Source organism: Pantoea phyllosphaerae (assembly GCF_051025595.1).
Taxonomy (GTDB): domain Bacteria; phylum Pseudomonadota; class Gammaproteobacteria; order Enterobacterales; family Enterobacteriaceae; genus Pantoea.
Map to the genome: position 1 here is coordinate 16,446 of NZ_JBPFDE010000017.1, position 17,359 is coordinate 33,804.

A 17,359-nucleotide genomic window follows, 5' to 3' on the forward strand; every position below is an offset into this window, starting at 1 on the left:
CGAGATCACAAATTTAACAACTCGTTGAGAAAGGTGATTATTTAGTCGCTAACGACCAGGTAGCGCGCCGGGCAAACAGCGCGCCGCCGTCAGATTTCGCTCTCCACTACCTGCTGGCGCGGACGGAAGATATGGTTATTGCCCGCCGCCATCAGCAGCTCCGCCAGCTGCTGACCGCCCAGCTCATCCGCCTGCGCAAACTGGCGCTCCGCCTCGGTGATCGGCGTTGCCCACAGCAGGTTAGGCCGATCGCCGTCGCGCTTCGGCAGGTTAAACTGGGCGCTGTCGTCCGCCAGCGCGTTGGCCAGCAGGAAGCTTTCAAAGCCGACCGGCGCCACCTCCGACGCCAGCGTATGGCCTTCGCCCAGCCAGGTGAGGCGCGCCCAGGGGAGATGGGCGAACTCCGCCAGCGCGCTCGCCATCTGCACCGCGTTGCCTTCAGTCATCACTTCGCCATCCACCGCCATCGCCAGCTCGACGCGGCGATACTGCGGCGCCAGTTCGTCAAACAGATAGTCCACCTGCGGCATCGGGCGAATGCTCATGCCGAGGGTGAGGAAATACCACACGCCCTGATGCCAGTGCTGGGAGATCGCCATCGGCGGCCAGCTGCCCTGATCGATGGCGTAATACTTCATCGACTCGCCAAACTGCGCCTGATAGCGCTGCAGCAGCGCCTGCTGCACCCGATCCCACTCATTGCCGTCGTGCCAGTCGCGCCAGAACTGACGCTGATGCTCCGCGCGCGCGTAGTAGTCGTTGGTGGAGGCGGAGCCGAGCGGCGCGGTCAGCCGGTTTTTTTTGATGCAGCCAGCAGAGAAGCTGACCTGCTTATCCTGGTAGAGGCTCCAGCCGGGGATCACCGCCAGCAGCTGGCCGTAATACCACAGCGCCGCGCCGTCATCGCTCGGCTCCCACAGCACCTGCAGGCCCGCCGGATCGAGCGGCGGCTCCGCTTCCAGCGTGCGGCAATACTCGGCGCTGAGCAGTGGCGCAATGCCCTGCTCCATCGCCGCGCGATCTTCCTGCGCCGGCGCCGGCAACAGGTTGCGCAGCCAGCAGCCGCGCACCGCATACTGGCTGCGGAACAGATCTGTCGGCCAGATGTAGAAATAAGCGGTGCGCTCATCCTGTTCGACAATCGCCGTCAGTGTATGTTGCTGATTGTGGACCTCAGCAATCAGAGGTTGGTAAGTCATAGCGCCTCGACAAAGCTTAGGGATCCATTTCCCCGAGATTAGAGCAGGATCCTTACTGCCGCCACGTGAGACAAGGGTAAAACTCTCAAAGTCGGCGCAGTGCGCCCGCGCAAGGGTAAGCAAAAGTAAAGCGGCGCACGCGGCGCGGCGCGGAAAAGCGCAGCGCCGCTAAAGCGTGGGCGGTCCGGATGGTGAAACGCTATTCGCGTTTCTGAGGCGCAGCCGCGTGCTAAGGTCGAGTGACCTTTTTTATCGGAGATGCATGATGCAGCCCGTTACCGGTTTCACCTGGCATGAGCTGGCGGTTTTCGCGCTTTTTCTCTGGCTTCTCTATCGCCATACCTCGCCTACGCTGGCGGCCACGCTGATGGCGGTCGGCCTGGGGGCGCTTATCGCGCTGCCGGTCGATCTCCTCTCTGACCTGCTGTCGCTGGCTGCCATCGGTGCCGGACTCGGCCTGCTGGCGCACCACCTGCAGCAGCGTCGTGCCGTGCAGCAGCGGCTGAGGCGCACGCCGCGCAGCTATACGCGGCCGCACGACGAATTTCATCATTAATCTTCGTTTATCTTTCCCGCTGCCGCGCTGTTAAGCGGCGGCGCAGCGTCGACAGGCCTGCCTGCAGAAAAGGTTAAGAAAGCGTTAAGGCTGGCGTCCCATGCGCAGCATCGCGCGATGGTATGCGCCGCGCGTAATTGACCAGCGCAGGGTTTTTGCCAGCAGCCGCATCTCGGCGTCGAGCAGCGCGCGCGACAGCGGGCTGAAGCGGTAGCCGGACATCTGCTGCGCCCAGCCGGGCAGCAGCGCCATGCCCGAATTCAGCATGACCTTCATCGCCGGCTTCGCCTGCCAGCCTGGCGCAGGCGCCGCGCGCAGCAGGCGCGTCACCTCGGCGGTGCGCTCGTCATAGCGCAGCTCCCCGCGCATATCCTGCAGGTAACGCCCCACCGCCTCGACGCTTTTCGGCACGCCGGTGGCCCCCAGCGCCTCGGCAATCAGCGCCGCTTCCTGGTAGTAGCGATCCTGCTCCCCCAGGCTGAGCCGCGGATTTTTAAAGCGCAGATGCGCGGCGAGAAAGGCGCTGGTTTCGGCGACGTGCACCCAGGTGAGGAGATGCGGGTCGCTGGCGGCGTAGGGCTGGCCGTAATTGTCGATGCCGCTGACGCGCAGATGAATGTTTTTAATGCGCTCAATCAGCAGGCGGGCATCGTGACGATTGCCGAAGGTGGTTACGGCAATGAACTGGCTGGTGCGCCGCAGGCGGCCCATCATATCCTGGCGAAAGTTGGAGTGATCCCAGACGCCTGCCAGCGCGGAAGGATGCAGCATCTGTAACAGCAAGGCGCTGATACCGCCGCACAGCATAGCGGGAAAGTCGCCGTGCACGCGCCAGATCACGCTGTCGGGGCCGAAGAGGCCGGGATCGCCGGGCGGCTGCGAAATATCAAACTCATTGAGCGCCAGGCCGTTAACGCGGAAAATCTGGTTCTGGATACGGTTGCGAATGCTGTTCATAAGGTTGCGGTTAACCTGGTGTGCCACCTCTCCCGGCCGCCAGGTCGGGAGAGGCGTGTCGTGCAGCGTCAGAGATAGTCGAACTGCGCGTTCTGGGTGCGTACCGAATCAAGCCCGATCATCACGTTGAACTTGCCTGGCTCTGCCACCTGCTGCATCTGCTGGTTCCAGAACTTCAGCGCGTCCACGTCGATCTTAAAGCTGACCGTCTGCGATTCGCCCGCTTTAAGCATAATCCGCTTAAAGCCGCGCAGCTCTTTTACCGGACGGCTCATTGAGGCAACCGGATCGTTCAGGTACATCTGCACCACCGTCGCCCCGTCGCGATCGCCGGTATTGGTCACCGTTACGCTCGCCTTGACCGTGCCGTTGCGCGGCATCGTGGCCGCCGACATTTTCACCGGCGAGACGCTAAAGCGGGTGTAGCTCAGCCCATAGCCAAACGGATAGAGCGGGCCGTTTACCGAATCATAGTAGTGCGAGGTGTACTTGTTCGGCTTAGCGAAGTTATAGGGACGGCCGGTCGGCAGATGGTTGTAGTAGAGCGGGATCTGCCCCACCGAGCGCGGGAAGGTGATCGGCAGCTTGCCGGACGGGTTGTAGTCGCCGAACAGCACGTCGGCGATGGCGTTGCCGCCTTCAGTGCCGCTAAACCAGGTTTCCAGCAGCGCGTCCGCCATGCGATCTTCATTGACCAGCGTCAGCGGTCGGCCGTTCATCAGTACGATTACCAGCGGTTTGCCGGTGGCCTTCAGCGCCGCCAGCAGCTTCTGCTGGCTGGCTGGAATAGAGAGTTCGCTACGGCTGGAGGCCTCATGCGCCATCCCCTGCGCCTCGCCGACCGCCGCGACAATGACGTCCGCCTGTTTCGCCTTCTCCACCGCCTCGTCGATCAGCGCCTGCGGCGAGCGCGCGTCCACCGACACCGCCTGCTCGTAGAGGTTGAGGAAGGCCTGAATGCCCTTGTTGTCGCTGATGTTGGCGCCTTTCGCGTAGAGCAGCGTCGCTTTACCCGCAGTGGCATTACGCATGCCCTGCAGCAGGCTCACCGACTGCTTCGCCACGCCCGCGGCCGACCAGCTGCCCATAATATCGCGCTGGCTATCCGCCAGCGGCCCAATCAGCGCAATGGTGCCAGCGCGCTTCAGCGGCAGGGTCTCCAGCCGGTTTTTCAGCAGAACGATGCTTTTCCGCGCCACGTCGCGCGCTTCGGCGCGGTGCAGGCGGCTTTCGGCGTTGGTATCCTGGGGATCGCTCTCTTTCGGGCCGAGATGGCTATAAGGATCGTTGAACAGCCCCATATCATATTTGACGTTCAGCACGTGGCGCGCCGCGTCGTCAATCTCCGCCATGCTCACCGCGCCGCGCTTCACCAGGCCCGGCAGATATTTGCTGTAGTATTCGTCGCTCATGCTCATATCGATGCCCGACTTCAGGGCGACGCGCACCGCATCTTCAGGATCGGTCGCCACGCCGTGCTTGAGCAGCTCTTTGATCGCGCCGTGGTCGCTGATGGTGATGCCTTTAAATTTCCACTGGTCGCGCAGCACCGTTTTCAGCAGCCAGCCGTCGGCGGTGGCGGGCACGCCGTTAAGCGAGTTAAGCGCCACCATCACGCCGCCGCTGCCGGCGTCGAGCGAAGCTTTATAGGGCGGCAGATAGTCCTGGAACAGGCGCTGCGAGCTCATGTCCACGGTGTTGTAGTCGCGGCCGCCCTCAATGCCGCCATAGGCGGCGAAGTGTTTGACGCTGGTCATGACCGCATAGCGATCGGCGGGGCTTTTGCCCTGCATCGCCTTCACCATGGTGCTGCCCATCTGCGAAGAGAGCCAGGTGTCTTCGCCGAACCCTTCGGAGATGCGGCCCCAGCGCGGTTCGCGGCTGACGTCCACCATCGGCGCCCAGGTCATGTTCAGCCCGTCGTCGGCGGCTTCATAGGCTGAGACGCGCCCGACCTCGCTGACGGCGTCGAGATCCCAGCTGGCGGCGAGCCCCAGCGGGATAGGGAAAATGGTGCGCTGGCCGTGCACCACGTCATAGGCGAAAAACAGCGGAATTTTCAGGCGGTTGAGCTGCATCACCTGATCCTGCATGGCGCGAATATCCTGACGTGTCACGGTATTGAAAATCGCGCCGACCTGACCTTTCTCTATCATGTCGCGCACTGCCGATTTCGGGGTGTCCGGCCCCACGCTAATCAGCCTGAGCTGGCCGATTTTTTCGTCCAGCGTCATTTTGGTCAGGAGTTGATTAACGAAAGCGTCGCGCGCCTGCGCGTTCATGGGATGCGGTCCCGTCAGCTCGTCGGCCAGCGCGGGTTGCAGAGCGAGTGAGACAGCGAGACTAACAGAGTAAATCCATTTCATCAGGTCGGGTTCTCTTAAGTAACTGCGCAATATCGAATAAACAGGCGGCAGTGTGCCACAAGTTGAGGATAGCAGGTAGCCGCCAGCGTCACACTGCGCCGTGCTTTTCCCTGACGTGCTACAGTAATGGCGCCATGTAATGACAAGGGAATTGCACATGATCCATCCAGCGTCTCATTCCGCTTTACTCTCCGATCTGCGCCGCCACGTTGGCCCCTCCCACCTGCTTACCGATCGGGAGCAGACCGCGCGCTACCGCAAAGGCTTTCGCTCCGGCGAAGGCGAGGCGCTGGCGGTGGTCTTTCCCGGCACCCTGCTGGAGCTGTGGCGCGTGCTGCAAACCCTGGTCAGCGCCGACGCCGTTATCCTGATGCAGGCGGCCAATACCGGTCTGACGGAGGGATCGACGCCCAGCGGCAACGACTACGATCGACCGGTGGTGATTATCAGCACGCGGCGTCTCGATAAGCTGCAGCTGATCGACGACGGCAAACAGGTGCTCGCCTTTCCCGGCAGCACCCTTTACCAGCTGGAGAAAACGCTGAAGCCGCTTAATCGCGAGCCCCATTCGGTGATCGGCTCCTCCTGCATCGGCGCCTCGGTGCTGGGGGGCGTCTGCAATAACTCCGGCGGTTCGCTGATTAAACGCGGCCCGGCCTACAGCGAGATGGCGCTGTTCGCTCAGGTGGACGAGCAGGGCAAGCTGAAGCTGGTGAACCATCTCGGCATCAATCTCGGCGCGTCGCCGGAAGAGATTCTCGGTCGGCTGGACGATGAGCGCTGGCGAGCGGAGGATGTGCAGCACGACGGACGTCACGCCTCCGACCCTGACTATGCCGACCGCGTGCGGCAGGTTGATGCCGATACGCCAGCGCGCTTCAACGCCGATGCGCGCCGACTGTTTGAAGCCTCCGGCTGCGCGGGCAAGCTGGCGGTGTTCGCGGTACGGCTGGACACCTTCCCCTGCGAACCGCAGCAGCAGGTGTTCTATATCGGCACCAACGATCCAGCGGTGCTGAGCGATATTCGCCGCCATATTCTCGCCCACTTCAACCATCTGCCGGTGGCGGCCGAATATATGCATCGCGATATTTACGACATCGCCGAGGTCTACGGCAAAGACACCTTTCTGATGATCGACAAGCTGGGCACCGATAAGATGCCGCTGTTTTTTACCCTGAAGGGCCGCGTCGACGCCTGGCTGGCGAAGCTGAGCTTCGTTAAGCCGCACCTGACCGATCGCCTGCTGCAGCGCGTCAGCGCCCTCTTCCCGGCCCATCTGCCGAAGCGCATGAAGCAGTATCGCGATAAATATGCGCATCACCTGCTGCTGAAGATGTCCGGCGCGGGCGTCGAGGAGGCGCGCGACTATCTGAAAGACTATTTTCGCGAGGGCGGCGGCGCCTTTTTCGAGTGCGAAGGCAAAGAGGGCGCGCACGCCTTTCTACACCGTTTCGCCGCGGCGGGCGCGGCGGTGCGCTATCACGCGGTGCACGCCGACGAGGTAGAGGATATCCTGGCGCTCGATATCGCGCTGCGCCGCAACGATCGCGACTGGTTTGAAACCCTGCCGCCGGACATCACCCGGTCGCTCAGCCATCGCCTCTATTATGGCCACTTCTTCTGCCACGTTTTCCATCAGGATTACATTGTGAAAAAAGGGGTGGATGCGCATGCGCTGAAAGAGCAGATGCTGGCGCTTTTAGCGGCGCGCGGCGCAGAATATCCGGCGGAGCATAACGTCGGCCATCTCTATCGCGCGAAGCCGCAGCTGGCGGACTTCTACCGTCGGCTCGATCCCACCAATACCTTTAATCCGGGGATTGGCAAAACCAGCAAGCGAAAAGGCTGGGCGGTGAAGCAGCCTTAGCTATTACTTTTCTCGATAAGCCTCATGCCAGAGGCTTATTTAATGCCGTCAGCTGATACGCGACAACTTATTCTGTGCGATAAATTAACGTTCTCTTCCCGCCGTTATCAATGTGTGAAACTGGAAAAAAAAAGCCCGAAAAAATACATATATTTAACATGGCTGCCTGTTTTAACCCTTTTTATTTTGTGCCCTCGCTCACAGCAACCCTCCCCATTAATTGATAATTCGCGCCGCGAAAAATAGTATCAGCACGAATCTAAAGCAGGCTATTTCTTATTTTTATTCCAGGAAGGAATTATTATGGCTGCCTCTTATAAAAACTGCGTCATGCATTTTATTTTTCTCTTTCTTATCTTCAACACGTCTGTTTCAGCCTCGCCTGCTCCGGCAACCGGCTTTATTGAAGCTTCCTCACTTACAGGAACGCTTTATTACTGGCAGCGTCAGCGCGACAGAAAAGATCTGCTAATCGACAGCCCGCATTACGGCAAATACCAACAAAATCTTCATCACGCGACCCTTAACGCCGCGCTGGATTTTCAGTCGGGCTTTGCGGCCGACATCATCGGTGTCGATGTCGGCGTTTTCGGCGCGTTAGAAATGTTTAACGGCGGTCCTGCGGCGCCCAATGAAATAGGTTTTAGCGATGCGCGCACGCGCTGGGATGAAAAATGGAGCGGCGATAAAAACGGCGCCAGCATTTATAAAGCGGCGCTGAAAGGGAAATATAACCACTACTGGCTTCACGCAGGTTATATTCAGCCGACCGGTCAAACCTTGCTGGCCCCTCACTGGAGTTTTCTGCCTGGCACCTATCGCGGCATAGAAGCGGGCGCGAAATATGATTTTGCAGAGGCTGGCGCACTCTCTCTTTCCTATATGTGGAGCGATAAATATAAAGCTCCCTGGTATACGCGCCTGTATAACTTTCGTCAGGCCGATGGTAAAACCGGCGTCAGCTATCTGCACTCCATCGGTGCCAAATATGCCTTTAGCAACAGGCTATCGCTGGAGGGCGCATTTGGTCAGGCCGCGCATTATATGGATCAATATTTCAGCAAACTTGCCTGGCACCTTCCGCTGGCGGGCAACGAGCTGCGCACCAGCTATCAGTTTTACGGCGCGCGCGATAAAGCTGACGGCGGCGCAAACAGCGTCAACAGCGTCTATGACGGACTGGCCTGGCTGCAGGCGATGACGTTCGGCTACACCCTGGGGCCGGTTGATCTGCGGCTGGAAGGCACCTGGGTCAAGGCGGAAGGCAATCAGGGCTTCTTTTTACAGCGCATGACGCCCGGCTATGCCAGCTCCAACGGACGTCTCGATATCTGGTGGGATGCCCGTTCTGACTGGAACGCCAATGGCGAAAAAGCGCTGTTCGCAGGCGTCATGCTGGATCTTGCGCCCTGGCGCCTTGAAGGCTGGAAAGTTGGCACCTCTTACGCCTGGGGCTGGGACGCCAGGCCATCAGGCAATCCTGCTTTCGACCAACGCCAGCGCCTGCGCGAGTCGGCCTGGAATCTCGACCTGGCCTATGTCATCCAGCAAGGTCGCGCCAGAGACACGCAGTTCAAACTTCACTATACCCGCTACGACAATCACTCCAGCCTTCCCAGCTACAGCGGCGGCTACGGCAATATCTTCCAGGATGAACATGATGTGAAATTTATGGTGATAGCGCCTTTTACTCTGCTCTGAGGCCTGTCGGCCCATAACGTCTAAGGACAGAAGATGAAGAAAACAGCAACACTTAGCGCGATAGCCGTCAGCCTGCTTAGCCTGACGGCCTACAGCAGTACGCCAGACCAGCAGATCGTCGATCAAATCAGCGCATTCGGCGTCAGCTATAAGGTGACGGATAACCAGGCGGCAAGCCACGGCGTCGATTGCGCCGCGCTTGGCGCTGACTGGGCCGCCTGCAACCGCGCCACCATTACGCTGACCAATAACGGCCCTGCGCTAACCAGCAAAAACTGGGCGATCTACATGAGCAACGTCCATCAGACGCTGCGCGTTGATAACGAACAGTTCAAAATGACGCATCTGGTCGGCGACTTAACCCGGCTGGAGCCCACCAGCAAATTTAAAGGTATCGCTGCTGGCGAGTCGATATCGATTCCGATTATCAATGAGTACTGGCAGCTTTTTATCACCGACGTTATGCCGCGCTGGTATGTCACCGCTGGCGATGCTGCGCCCAAAATCATCCACAGCACCGATACCGAGGATCTAACGCGATTCGTCAAGCCGTTTGACGCGCAGTGGAAGCGCACCGCCGACGACCAGAACGTGCTGATGCAGCCTGCCAGCCGCTTTGATAAAAACCGCGACATCACCGCCCTGCCCGTCGCGGCGCTACGCGGGCAGATTACCCCCACGCCGCTCAAATTAGAGGTGCATGAGGCGGATGCCGATCTCAGCCGCGGTATCGCTCTGGAGCTCAACGGCCTTAGCGCGGAGAGCCGCACGGCGCTCAGCCATCGTTTCGCCCGGCTCAATGCCCCGGAAAACCCGACTGGCTATGCGATCAAGGGAGACGTTCGGGCCGACGCGTTTAGCGGCGCGCTGGCTCGCTCCGGCGCATATAAGCTGGAGATCAAAAAGCGTGGCGCGCAGATTATCGCCTTTGATCCTGCCGGACTGTTCTACGGCGCAATGTCGATTCTGTCGCTGCTGCCTGCGCAGGGCGCGCCGCACATCGCCACGCTGACGGCCAGCGACGCGCCGCGCTTTGCCTACCGCGGCGCATTTCTGGACGTGGCGCGCAACTTCCACAGTAAAGCGGCCGTATTACGTTTACTGGATGAGATGGCCGCCTGGAAAATGAACCGCTTCCACTTTCATCTCAGCGATGACGAAGGCTGGCGTATTGAAATTCCTGGCTTGCCAGAACTGACTGAGGTCGGCGGCAAACGCTGCCACGATCTGAGCGAACAGCGCTGCCTGCTGCCGCAGCTTGGCTCCGGTCCGTTCAGCGACAATAACGGCAGCGGCTACTTTAGCCGCGCCGACTACATTGAGATAGTCCGCTACGCCAGCGCCCGCCATATCACCGTCATACCGGAGATCGATATGCCCGCCCATGCGCGGGCGGCCGTAATCTCAATGGAAGCGCGCTATCTACGTTTGATGCAGGCGGGCGATACGGCAGGCGCTCAGGAGTTTCGCCTGCAGGATCCTACAGACAGCTCCAGTACGACCTCCGTGCAGCTGTACGATCGCACCAGCTATCTCAATCCCTGCCTCGAATCGTCCACCCGCTTCGTCGATAAGATCATCAGTGAATTTCAGGCGATGCATCGCGAAGCGGGTCAGCCGCTCTCAACCTGGCACTTTGGCGGCGACGAGGCTAAAAATATCCGCTTTGGCGCAGGCTACAGCGACAGCAGAGCACCGAAGCCCGGCACCGGCATTCAGGACTGGAGCAAACAAGATAAACCCTGGGCTAAATCTGCCGCCTGTCAGGCCCTGGTGAAGGCGGGCACGGTAAAAGATCTTGAACATCTGCCGAGCCACTTCGCGCTGAAAGTAAGTCAGCTGGTCAGCCAGCACGGCATTGCCGGCATGCAGGCCTGGCAGGATGGATTGAAAGACGCAGAAGACGCAAAGGCTTTCGCTACCTCGCGCGTTGCGGTTAATTTCTGGGATACGCTCTACTGGGGCGGATACGATAGCGCAGCCGACTGGGCGCAAAAAGGTTACGATGTCGTAGTCTCCAGCCCCGATTATCTCTACCTCGATTTCCCCAGCGAAGTGAATCCTCTTGAGCGCGGCTACTACTGGGGTACACGCTACAGCGATGAGCGGAAGGTGTTTAGCTTCGCGCCAGACAACCTGCCTCAAAATGCGGAAACCTCCGTAGACCGTGACGGCCAGTTCTTCAGCGCCAAATCCGACAAGCCCTGGCCCGGCGCTTACGGCCTCTCTACTCAGCTGTGGAGCGAAACGGTGCGCACGGATGCCGAAATGGAATATATGCTCTATCCCCGGCTGCTGGCGGCGGCCGAACGCGCCTGGCATCGCGCCGAGTGGGAGCTTGATTACCAGCCCGGCCGCGAATTTATCGGCGGCAAAACGCAGTGGGTCGATCAACATCTTTTGCGAAAAGAGTGGCAGCGCTTCGCCAGCCTGCTGGGGCAGCGCGAACTGGCGAAGCTTGAGCGCGCTGGCATCGCCTGGCACCTGCCGCAGCCGGGCGCCAGAATCGTCGACGGCGTACTGGAAATGAACGTTGCCCTGCCAGGGCTGGCGCTCGAATACAGTACCGATAACGGCGCCAGCTGGCGGCGCTACTCGCCTGACGAGCGCCCCTCCGTCGCCGGTTCGGTAAAGGTCCGCACCCTTAGCCCTGACGGCAAGCGATTTAGCCGGGTGGAAGCGCTCTGAACAGAGGATAAAAAAGGCTTCCTGCTGGAAGCCTTTTTTGCGTGTGAATTACGGCAGCGGTTCGTCCGCCTGCTGCGCCATCTGCTGGCGGCGCTCGATAATCATGGTCTGCGGCGTCGACAGCACGATGCCCTCTTTGCGCAGGCGCGTCAGAATATCGAACAGCAGGTCACTCTTCGCGCCCGAAATCTGCCGCTGGCTGGCGACGTTGCCGGTCACGCTCAGGATGATGCCCTGCGCTGTCAGATCCTTAAAGGAGACCGACGGCTCCGGCGTATCGAGAATACGTTCATTCTCGTTATAGACCTCGAGCAGCAGCTCGCGCACCCGCACCGGATCGATATTGAGCGGGAAAGTCAGCGTAATGGTCACCACGCCCTGCGCGTTGCCCATGGTGGCGTTGCGCACGTTCTGCGAGATAAACTGCGAGTTCGGCACGATCACCGTCGACTTGTCGCCTAGCTGGATCTCGGTGGCGCGCACGTTGATACGGCGGATATCGCCCTCAATACCGCTGATAGTGACCAGATCGCCCACCTTCACCGGCCGCTCGGTCAGCAGGATCAGGCCAGAGATAAAGTTCTTCACAATCTCCTGCAGGCCGAAACCGATACCCACCGACAGCGCGCTGACGATCCACGCCAGCTTGTTCCACTGCAGGCCCATTATCGACAGCGTCAGCAGGATCACCAGCACGTAGCCGATATTGCTGAACAGCGTGATCAGCGATACGCGCATGCCGGCATCCATGGTGGTCTTCGGCAGGAAATCGTTATCGAGCCAGCGGCGCACGCTGCGCAGCACGTAGATGCCCACCACCAAACAGATAATCGCGTTGACCATGTGCGCCGGCACGATGTTCAGCGACTCCAGCCCTTTTCCGCCCCAGAACTCAATCGCCTTCTGCAGCAGCTCGATTGGCGTCGACGAGGCGAAGGTGCCGTTAAGCAGCGCCAGCGCGACAATGCCGATCAGCAGGGTTTTGCCCAGCGCGGCCAGCAGCGTCGCCGCCTGCTGCAGGTGGCGCTCGTCGATATTGAGCGAGGTTTGCAGCCGTCGGCCGGTCAGGCTGTTGACGGAAAAGAGGCTTTCGCAGCCGTCATTGATCAGATGGCTGAGAAAGTAGAAGGATCCGAACAGAATGCCGCACCACACCACCTCGTAACTCAGGAAGCGCGCCAGGGTGACGTAGCCGATAATCAGCGACAGCAGAATGGCGACCGCCGTCAGCGTCAGCGCCATCTGAATCAGCCCTACCAGCGTTGAGCGCGCTTCCGGCGCATTGCCCTCCTGCACCATGCGGCGGCGCACACGGTTGGTGCGCATGCTGATCGCCAGCGCGGTGCTGCCGATGAGCAGCGCCGTCAGGCCGTTGGCGAAAATGGTGGTGTTCAGGCTGGTGCCGACGGTGTAGTTAAAGTTCTCTACCGTCTGAAAAATAAACACCAGCGCGGCGGTAATCGGCGGGAATGGCTTCAGCGCCGTCGCCACCCGGTTGGAGATGGCGGGCAGACGCCAGCTCGGGCGACGCGTAGAGAGAAAGGCGCGCCCCAGACCGGCGATCAGACCGCAGAAGACGCTGAGCTTCACCAGGCTGAACACGAAATCCTGCACGTCGCCGGAGACCTCATCGCGGCGCGCGAACGCCAGCGCGGTGAAGTTAAAGGTCAGCACCACCGCCGCCAGCGTGGTCAGGGCGATCGCCGCCGCGAGGAAGCTGCGGCGCAGCCGCCCTTCCGGCATCTTGTGGATGCTGATCCAGGCGAGAAACTCTTCGCTGTAGCGGCGCCCCAGCGTCATCACCAGTATTGCCGCCAGCAGCCAGGCGACGGTGCCGAAACGGTAGCCTGGCTCCCACGACAGCGCGGCGGTATCCTGCAAATCCTGCAGGAAGCCGTCGATCTTCTCGTTGTCGAGATCCTGCTTTACAAAGAGCGGCGCCCAGAAGCGCGGACCGAGAATACTGCCGGAGTTCAGCGCCAGCTGGGTTTTCATCAGATCGCGGCGCAGGTTGGTGATCTGCGACGAAAGCATCAGGGCGCTGTTCTTAATCCCTTCCGCCTGCTTGATCTGATCGTCCAGCTTGCTCTTTTGCGCCTCCAGCGAACTGCGCTTGCGGGTCACTTCTGGCGTCTCTTTCACGCCGCTGTCCGCTTTTGGCGCAGGGCCCAGCACCGCCAGCTGCGCGTCGAGCTGCTGACGCTGCGGCTGCAGCGCCTGCGCGAGCGTATCGGCGTTGCCCGACAGCTCCAGCGCCAGTTCGTTAAGCTGCGTCAGCTGGTTTTCGTTGGTCTGCCCCGACACCTGACCTTTGATCTTGTCGAGGACCTTCTGCATTTTCGGCAGCTCAACCGCCGCGTTCACTTTGGGCGCGGCGTCAGCTTGCTGCGCGGCATCGGCCGCGTCGTCGTCTGCCATACCGCAGACGGGGAACAGCGTCGCCGTCAGCAGCATCAGCAGCGGTAAAAAGAGGCGTAACGTAAACATATAGGGGTTCCAGCACAAATTCAGGCGAACGACCATCGCGTTGGCGCGTAGTTTAGGGCCAGGCGCACCGGGAAACTATAGGAATGCTGGCCGTTATCGTTGAACAGGTTGCGGCGTCCGCGCGCGGACGCCGGTAAAGGGTTATTCCACTACCGCCGCGCCGTGGACGTTGTTCACCACCAGCCCCGCCTTCTGCTTTTTATAGGCGAGCGCCGCCGCCGGCACCGGCGCAGCCTTGCCGGTTTCCAGCCAGTCGCGCAGACGGTTGGCGTCGGCGAAGTGGGTATATTTGCCGAAGGCGTCGAGCACCACCAGCGCCACCGGCCGGTTATTGATCGTGGTGCGCATCGCCAGGCAGTGGCCCGCTTCGTCGGTATAGCCGGTTTTGGTGAGCTGGATGCGCCAGTTGTTTTTATAGACCAGATGGTTGGTGTTGCGGAACGGCAGCGCATAGCTGGGATGGGTGAAGACCGCGGTCTGTTCTTTGGTGGTGCTCAGCTCGCCCAGCAGCGGATAGTCGCGCGTGGCGCGCAGCAGCTTAACCAGGTCTTCCGCGCTGGAGACGTTCTGCGTCGACAGGCCGGTCGGCTCGACGTAGCGCGTATGGGTCATGCCCAGCGCGCGCGCCTTGGCGTTCATGGCGCGGATAAAGGCGTCGTAGCCGCCAGGATAGTGATGTGCCAGGCTGGCCGCCGCGCGGTTTTCCGACGACATCAGCGCCAGCAGCATCATATTGCGGCGGCTGATCTCGCTGTTGAGCTTGACGCGGGAAAAGACGCCGCGCATCTCTGGCGTGTGGCTGATATCTACCGAAATTCGCTCATCGAGCGGCTGCTTCGCATCCAGCGCCACCATCACCGTCATCAGCTTGGTGATGGAGGCGATAGGCCGTACGCGGTTGGGGTGGCTGGAGAAGAGCACCTTGCCGGTGTTGAGATCGACGATCATTGCGCTGCCGGAGGCGATTTGCGGCTCGGCGACCGGCGCGAGCTGAGAGAGTGACGTAGCCGCCTGCGCGGGCGCGATAGCCGCCTGGCCGCCGAACAGCAGCGCCAGCGAAAGCAGTGAATAGCGAATGGTTACAGGCATCTTATAAAAAGACCGATTAAGATAGTACGCCGTGTTTTACACAGGCCGCCCGCCGCAGAGCCGACCACGCGGAGGCTGGCAGCAGCATAATACGCGGAAGCGTAAGAAATTTCCTGGCGAGAATGTTTCCGGGCGTTAAAAAAACGTCCTGGACATGGCTGTCGCAGGACGCTTTGCGCGGCGGAGCGCGTTATCCGCCGCTGGCGCGGTTGGCCGGAGGGTTAGAACAGCCGCGGCCCGTAGCCCCACAGCACCACGGTCAGCGCCAGCAGCACTTCAAATACCAGCACGCCAATCGCCAGCGTCGAGCCGGAAAATCGCAGGCTCTCTTCACGGTCAATATTCAGAAACAGCGGAATGCCGATATAGAGCAGATAGCCGGTATAGACCAGCGCCAGCGCGCCCGCCAGCACGCAGAGCCAGACCAGCGGATAGAGCGCCACAATGCCGCTCAGAAACAGCGGCGTGGCGACATAGCCAGCAAACACCGTACAGCGCTGCACGCTGGGCCGCTGCGGGTAGTCGCGCGCCATCCAGTGAATAACGCGGCCCATCACCGCTACGCCGCCCAGTATTACCAGGTAAAAGAGCACGCCAAGCGCAATGCCGGTTAACAGGTTGAGCTGAACAAACTGCCCTTCCCCCAGATTCCAGCCCAGCTGCGTCGTGCCGATAAAGGCGCAGATCACCGGGATCGCCGCCATGAGCAGGACGTGGTGGGTGTAATGGTGCGAAACGCTTTCATTCTCTTGCTTGATATCGCGCATTTCCCGATCGGGATGCGCCATAAGACCCCAGACATGATTCATATCATCACCTCGCAGATGCGAAAGGCCGCCCAGAATCCGCGTCGCCGATCCCTCAGGCAGCATTCTTTGAAGTATAAACGGCATTGCTGCTTTTGTAGGCAGCGCCAGGGGATCCGACGAAAAATTGTGATCAGACGAGCCGGCTGCCTGAAGGATTGGCCGAAGCGGTATAGAATGTATGCATCGCTGACTGAACAGGGAGTTTACTTTTGCATTTCGATATCAACGGATTAATTACGCAATATGGCTATCTGGCGCTGCTGATTGGCTGTATCGCCGAGGGGGAAACCTTTACGCTGCTGGGCGGCGTGGCGGCGCATGAGGGGTTGCTCAACTTTGTCGGCGTGGTGCTGGCGGCGATGGCTGGCGGCGTGATCGGCGATGAGCTGCTCTACTGGATCGGCCGTCGCTACGGCACAAAAATTCTGCGCAAGCTGAAAAAACATCAGGACAAGGTGCGTAAAGCCAACCGGCTCATCCAGCGCCATCCCAGCCTGTTCGTGATCGGCGTGCGCTTTATGTACGGCTTTCGCATTATCGGCCCGATCATTATCGGCGCCAGCCACCTGAAGCCGCTTAAGTTTCTGCTGCTCAATATTATCGGCGCGGCGATCTGGGCGACGATTTTCGTCGCCCTGGGCTACTTTGCCGGCGGCGTTATCACCCCGTGGCTGCATAAGCTCGACCAGCACCTGAAACCGGTGCTGTGGCTGGCAGCGGCGGTGCTCTTCGCCTTCGCGCTGCGCTGGGTGATCCGTCGCTGGAACACCCGCCGCGCCGGTTAGATATCTTTTCCGCCGTAAAACTGCGGATTGGCCAGCATAAAGCCGCCGTCGACGATAAAGGATTGTCCGGTGGTGTAGCTGGCCCACTCTGAACAGAGCCAGGCCACCAGGCTGGCGATTTCACGCACGTCGCCCGGCCGTCCAATCGGGATCTCCGGCGTCTTAATCTTCTGCGCGTCGCCGTCGCCCATCTTGTTCATCGGGGTGGCGATGGCGCCTGGCGCCACCGAGTTCACCAGAATATTGTGTTTGATCAGGCTGATTGCCATCGATTTGGTCAGGCCGCCCATAGCGTGCTTCGCCGCCGTGTAGGCGACAGCGTCGGGCAGCGGCGTATGCTCATGCACCGAGGTAATGTTGATAATGCGCCCGCCGTCGCCCTGCTCCACCATTTTGCGCGCGGCAATCTGCCCGCAGACAAAGGCACCGTCGACATCGACGCTGAAGACCTTGCGCCACTCCTCAAACGGCGTGTCGAGGAAGGGCGATTTGGCGTTCGCGCCTGCGTTGTTGACCAGCGCGTCGATGCGGCCCAGCTTGTCGATGAGCGCCGAAAGCGATCGGCCCCCCTCCTGCGGATCGGCAAGGTCGAGGTGAATGATTTCTGCGCGGCGGCCTTTGTCGCGCACCAGGCGCGCCGTCTCTTGCGCCCCCTCTTCATCGGAACGCCAGGTGATGCCAAGATCGTAGCCTTGCTCCGCCAGCATCAGCGCGCTGGCGCGGCCAATGCCGGAGTCTGATGCGGTAACAACGGCGACGTTGTTCTTTGGTGTGGTCATGAGTGCCTCCTCAGGGTATCGGGTAAGCTGAAGTATAGAAGCAATCCCGCTATGTCCAGCCGCAGCCGCTTTT

12 protein-coding genes are annotated in these 17,359 nt (G+C 60.4%); 5 read left to right on the forward strand and 7 right to left on the reverse strand.

Going from position 1 to position 17,359, the window contains the following annotated elements:
• Window positions 1-89: 89 nt before the first annotated feature.
• Entirely contained in the window at window positions 90-1,199 is a 1,110-nt protein-coding gene (locus ACR6A7_RS18425; protein WP_434126669.1) for a suppressor of fused domain protein, read from the reverse strand.
• A gap of 262 nt (window positions 1,200-1,461) precedes the next feature.
• Here ACR6A7_RS18425 and ACR6A7_RS18430 point away from each other — a divergent pair, with 262 nt between their 5' ends.
• Window positions 1,462-1,755 (forward strand): hypothetical protein, encoded by a 294-nt coding sequence (locus ACR6A7_RS18430; protein ID WP_434126672.1) that lies wholly within the window; start codon window positions 1,462-1,464, stop codon window positions 1,753-1,755.
• Between the two features lie 84 nt (window positions 1,756-1,839).
• Here the strand turns inward: ACR6A7_RS18430 and ACR6A7_RS18435 are convergent, their stop codons facing one another.
• Together ACR6A7_RS18435 and bglX are read right to left on the reverse strand one after the other, a co-directional pair.
• A complete protein-coding gene (locus ACR6A7_RS18435; RefSeq protein WP_434126674.1) occupies window positions 1,840-2,712 on the reverse strand; it encodes an oxygenase MpaB family protein in 873 nt (290 codons plus the stop codon).
• 68 nt (window positions 2,713-2,780) lie between these two features.
• Window positions 2,781-5,078: a beta-glucosidase BglX gene (gene bglX / locus ACR6A7_RS18440; RefSeq protein WP_434126676.1), complete on the reverse strand. Its 2,298-nt coding sequence runs from the start codon at window positions 5,076-5,078 to the stop codon at window positions 2,781-2,783.
• Window positions 5,079-5,235: 157 nt separating this feature from the next.
• Here bglX and dld point away from each other — a divergent pair, with 157 nt between their 5' ends.
• The 3 genes from dld (at window position 5,236) to ACR6A7_RS18455 (ending at window position 11,337) form a co-directional block, all read left to right on the forward strand.
• The gene (dld, locus tag ACR6A7_RS18445; RefSeq protein ID WP_434126678.1) at window positions 5,236-6,948 is read left to right on the forward strand and encodes a D-lactate dehydrogenase; all 1,713 of its coding nucleotides are present in this window, start codon (window positions 5,236-5,238) and stop codon (window positions 6,946-6,948) included.
• 330 nt (window positions 6,949-7,278) lie between these two features.
• The gene (gene chiP, locus ACR6A7_RS18450; RefSeq protein ID WP_434126775.1) at window positions 7,279-8,649 is read left to right on the forward strand and encodes a chitoporin ChiP; all 1,371 of its coding nucleotides are present in this window, start codon (window positions 7,279-7,281) and stop codon (window positions 8,647-8,649) included.
• 33 nt (window positions 8,650-8,682) lie between these two features.
• Complete coding sequence (locus ACR6A7_RS18455) at window positions 8,683-11,337, forward strand: beta-N-acetylhexosaminidase (protein ID WP_434126679.1); 2,655 nt, start codon at window positions 8,683-8,685, stop codon at window positions 11,335-11,337.
• A 48-nt stretch (window positions 11,338-11,385) separates the two neighbouring features.
• Here the strand turns inward: ACR6A7_RS18455 and ACR6A7_RS18460 are convergent, their stop codons facing one another.
• The 3 genes from ACR6A7_RS18460 to ACR6A7_RS18470 form a co-directional block, all read right to left on the reverse strand.
• A complete protein-coding gene (locus ACR6A7_RS18460) occupies window positions 11,386-13,824 on the reverse strand; it encodes a DUF3772 domain-containing protein (RefSeq protein ID WP_434126681.1) in 2,439 nt (812 codons plus the stop codon).
• A gap of 141 nt (window positions 13,825-13,965) precedes the next feature.
• On the reverse strand, window positions 13,966-14,913 hold the full coding sequence (gene pbpG / locus ACR6A7_RS18465; RefSeq protein WP_434126683.1) for a D-alanyl-D-alanine endopeptidase: 948 nt from the start codon (window positions 14,911-14,913) through the stop codon (window positions 13,966-13,968).
• Window positions 14,914-15,134: 221 nt separating this feature from the next.
• On the reverse strand, window positions 15,135-15,722 hold the full coding sequence (locus ACR6A7_RS18470; RefSeq protein WP_434126685.1) for a Yip1 family protein: 588 nt from the start codon (window positions 15,720-15,722) through the stop codon (window positions 15,135-15,137).
• 209 nt (window positions 15,723-15,931) lie between these two features.
• On the opposite strand from ACR6A7_RS18470, the gene ACR6A7_RS18475 reads away from it, so the two are divergent.
• A complete protein-coding gene (locus ACR6A7_RS18475; protein WP_434126687.1) occupies window positions 15,932-16,507 on the forward strand; it encodes a DedA family protein in 576 nt (191 codons plus the stop codon).
• Here the strand turns inward: ACR6A7_RS18475 and ACR6A7_RS18480 are convergent.
• Entirely contained in the window at window positions 16,504-17,286 is a 783-nt protein-coding gene (locus tag ACR6A7_RS18480; protein WP_434126689.1) for an SDR family oxidoreductase, read from the reverse strand. The genes ACR6A7_RS18475 and ACR6A7_RS18480 overlap by 4 nt on opposite strands.
• Window positions 17,287-17,359: the final 73 nt, after the last annotated feature.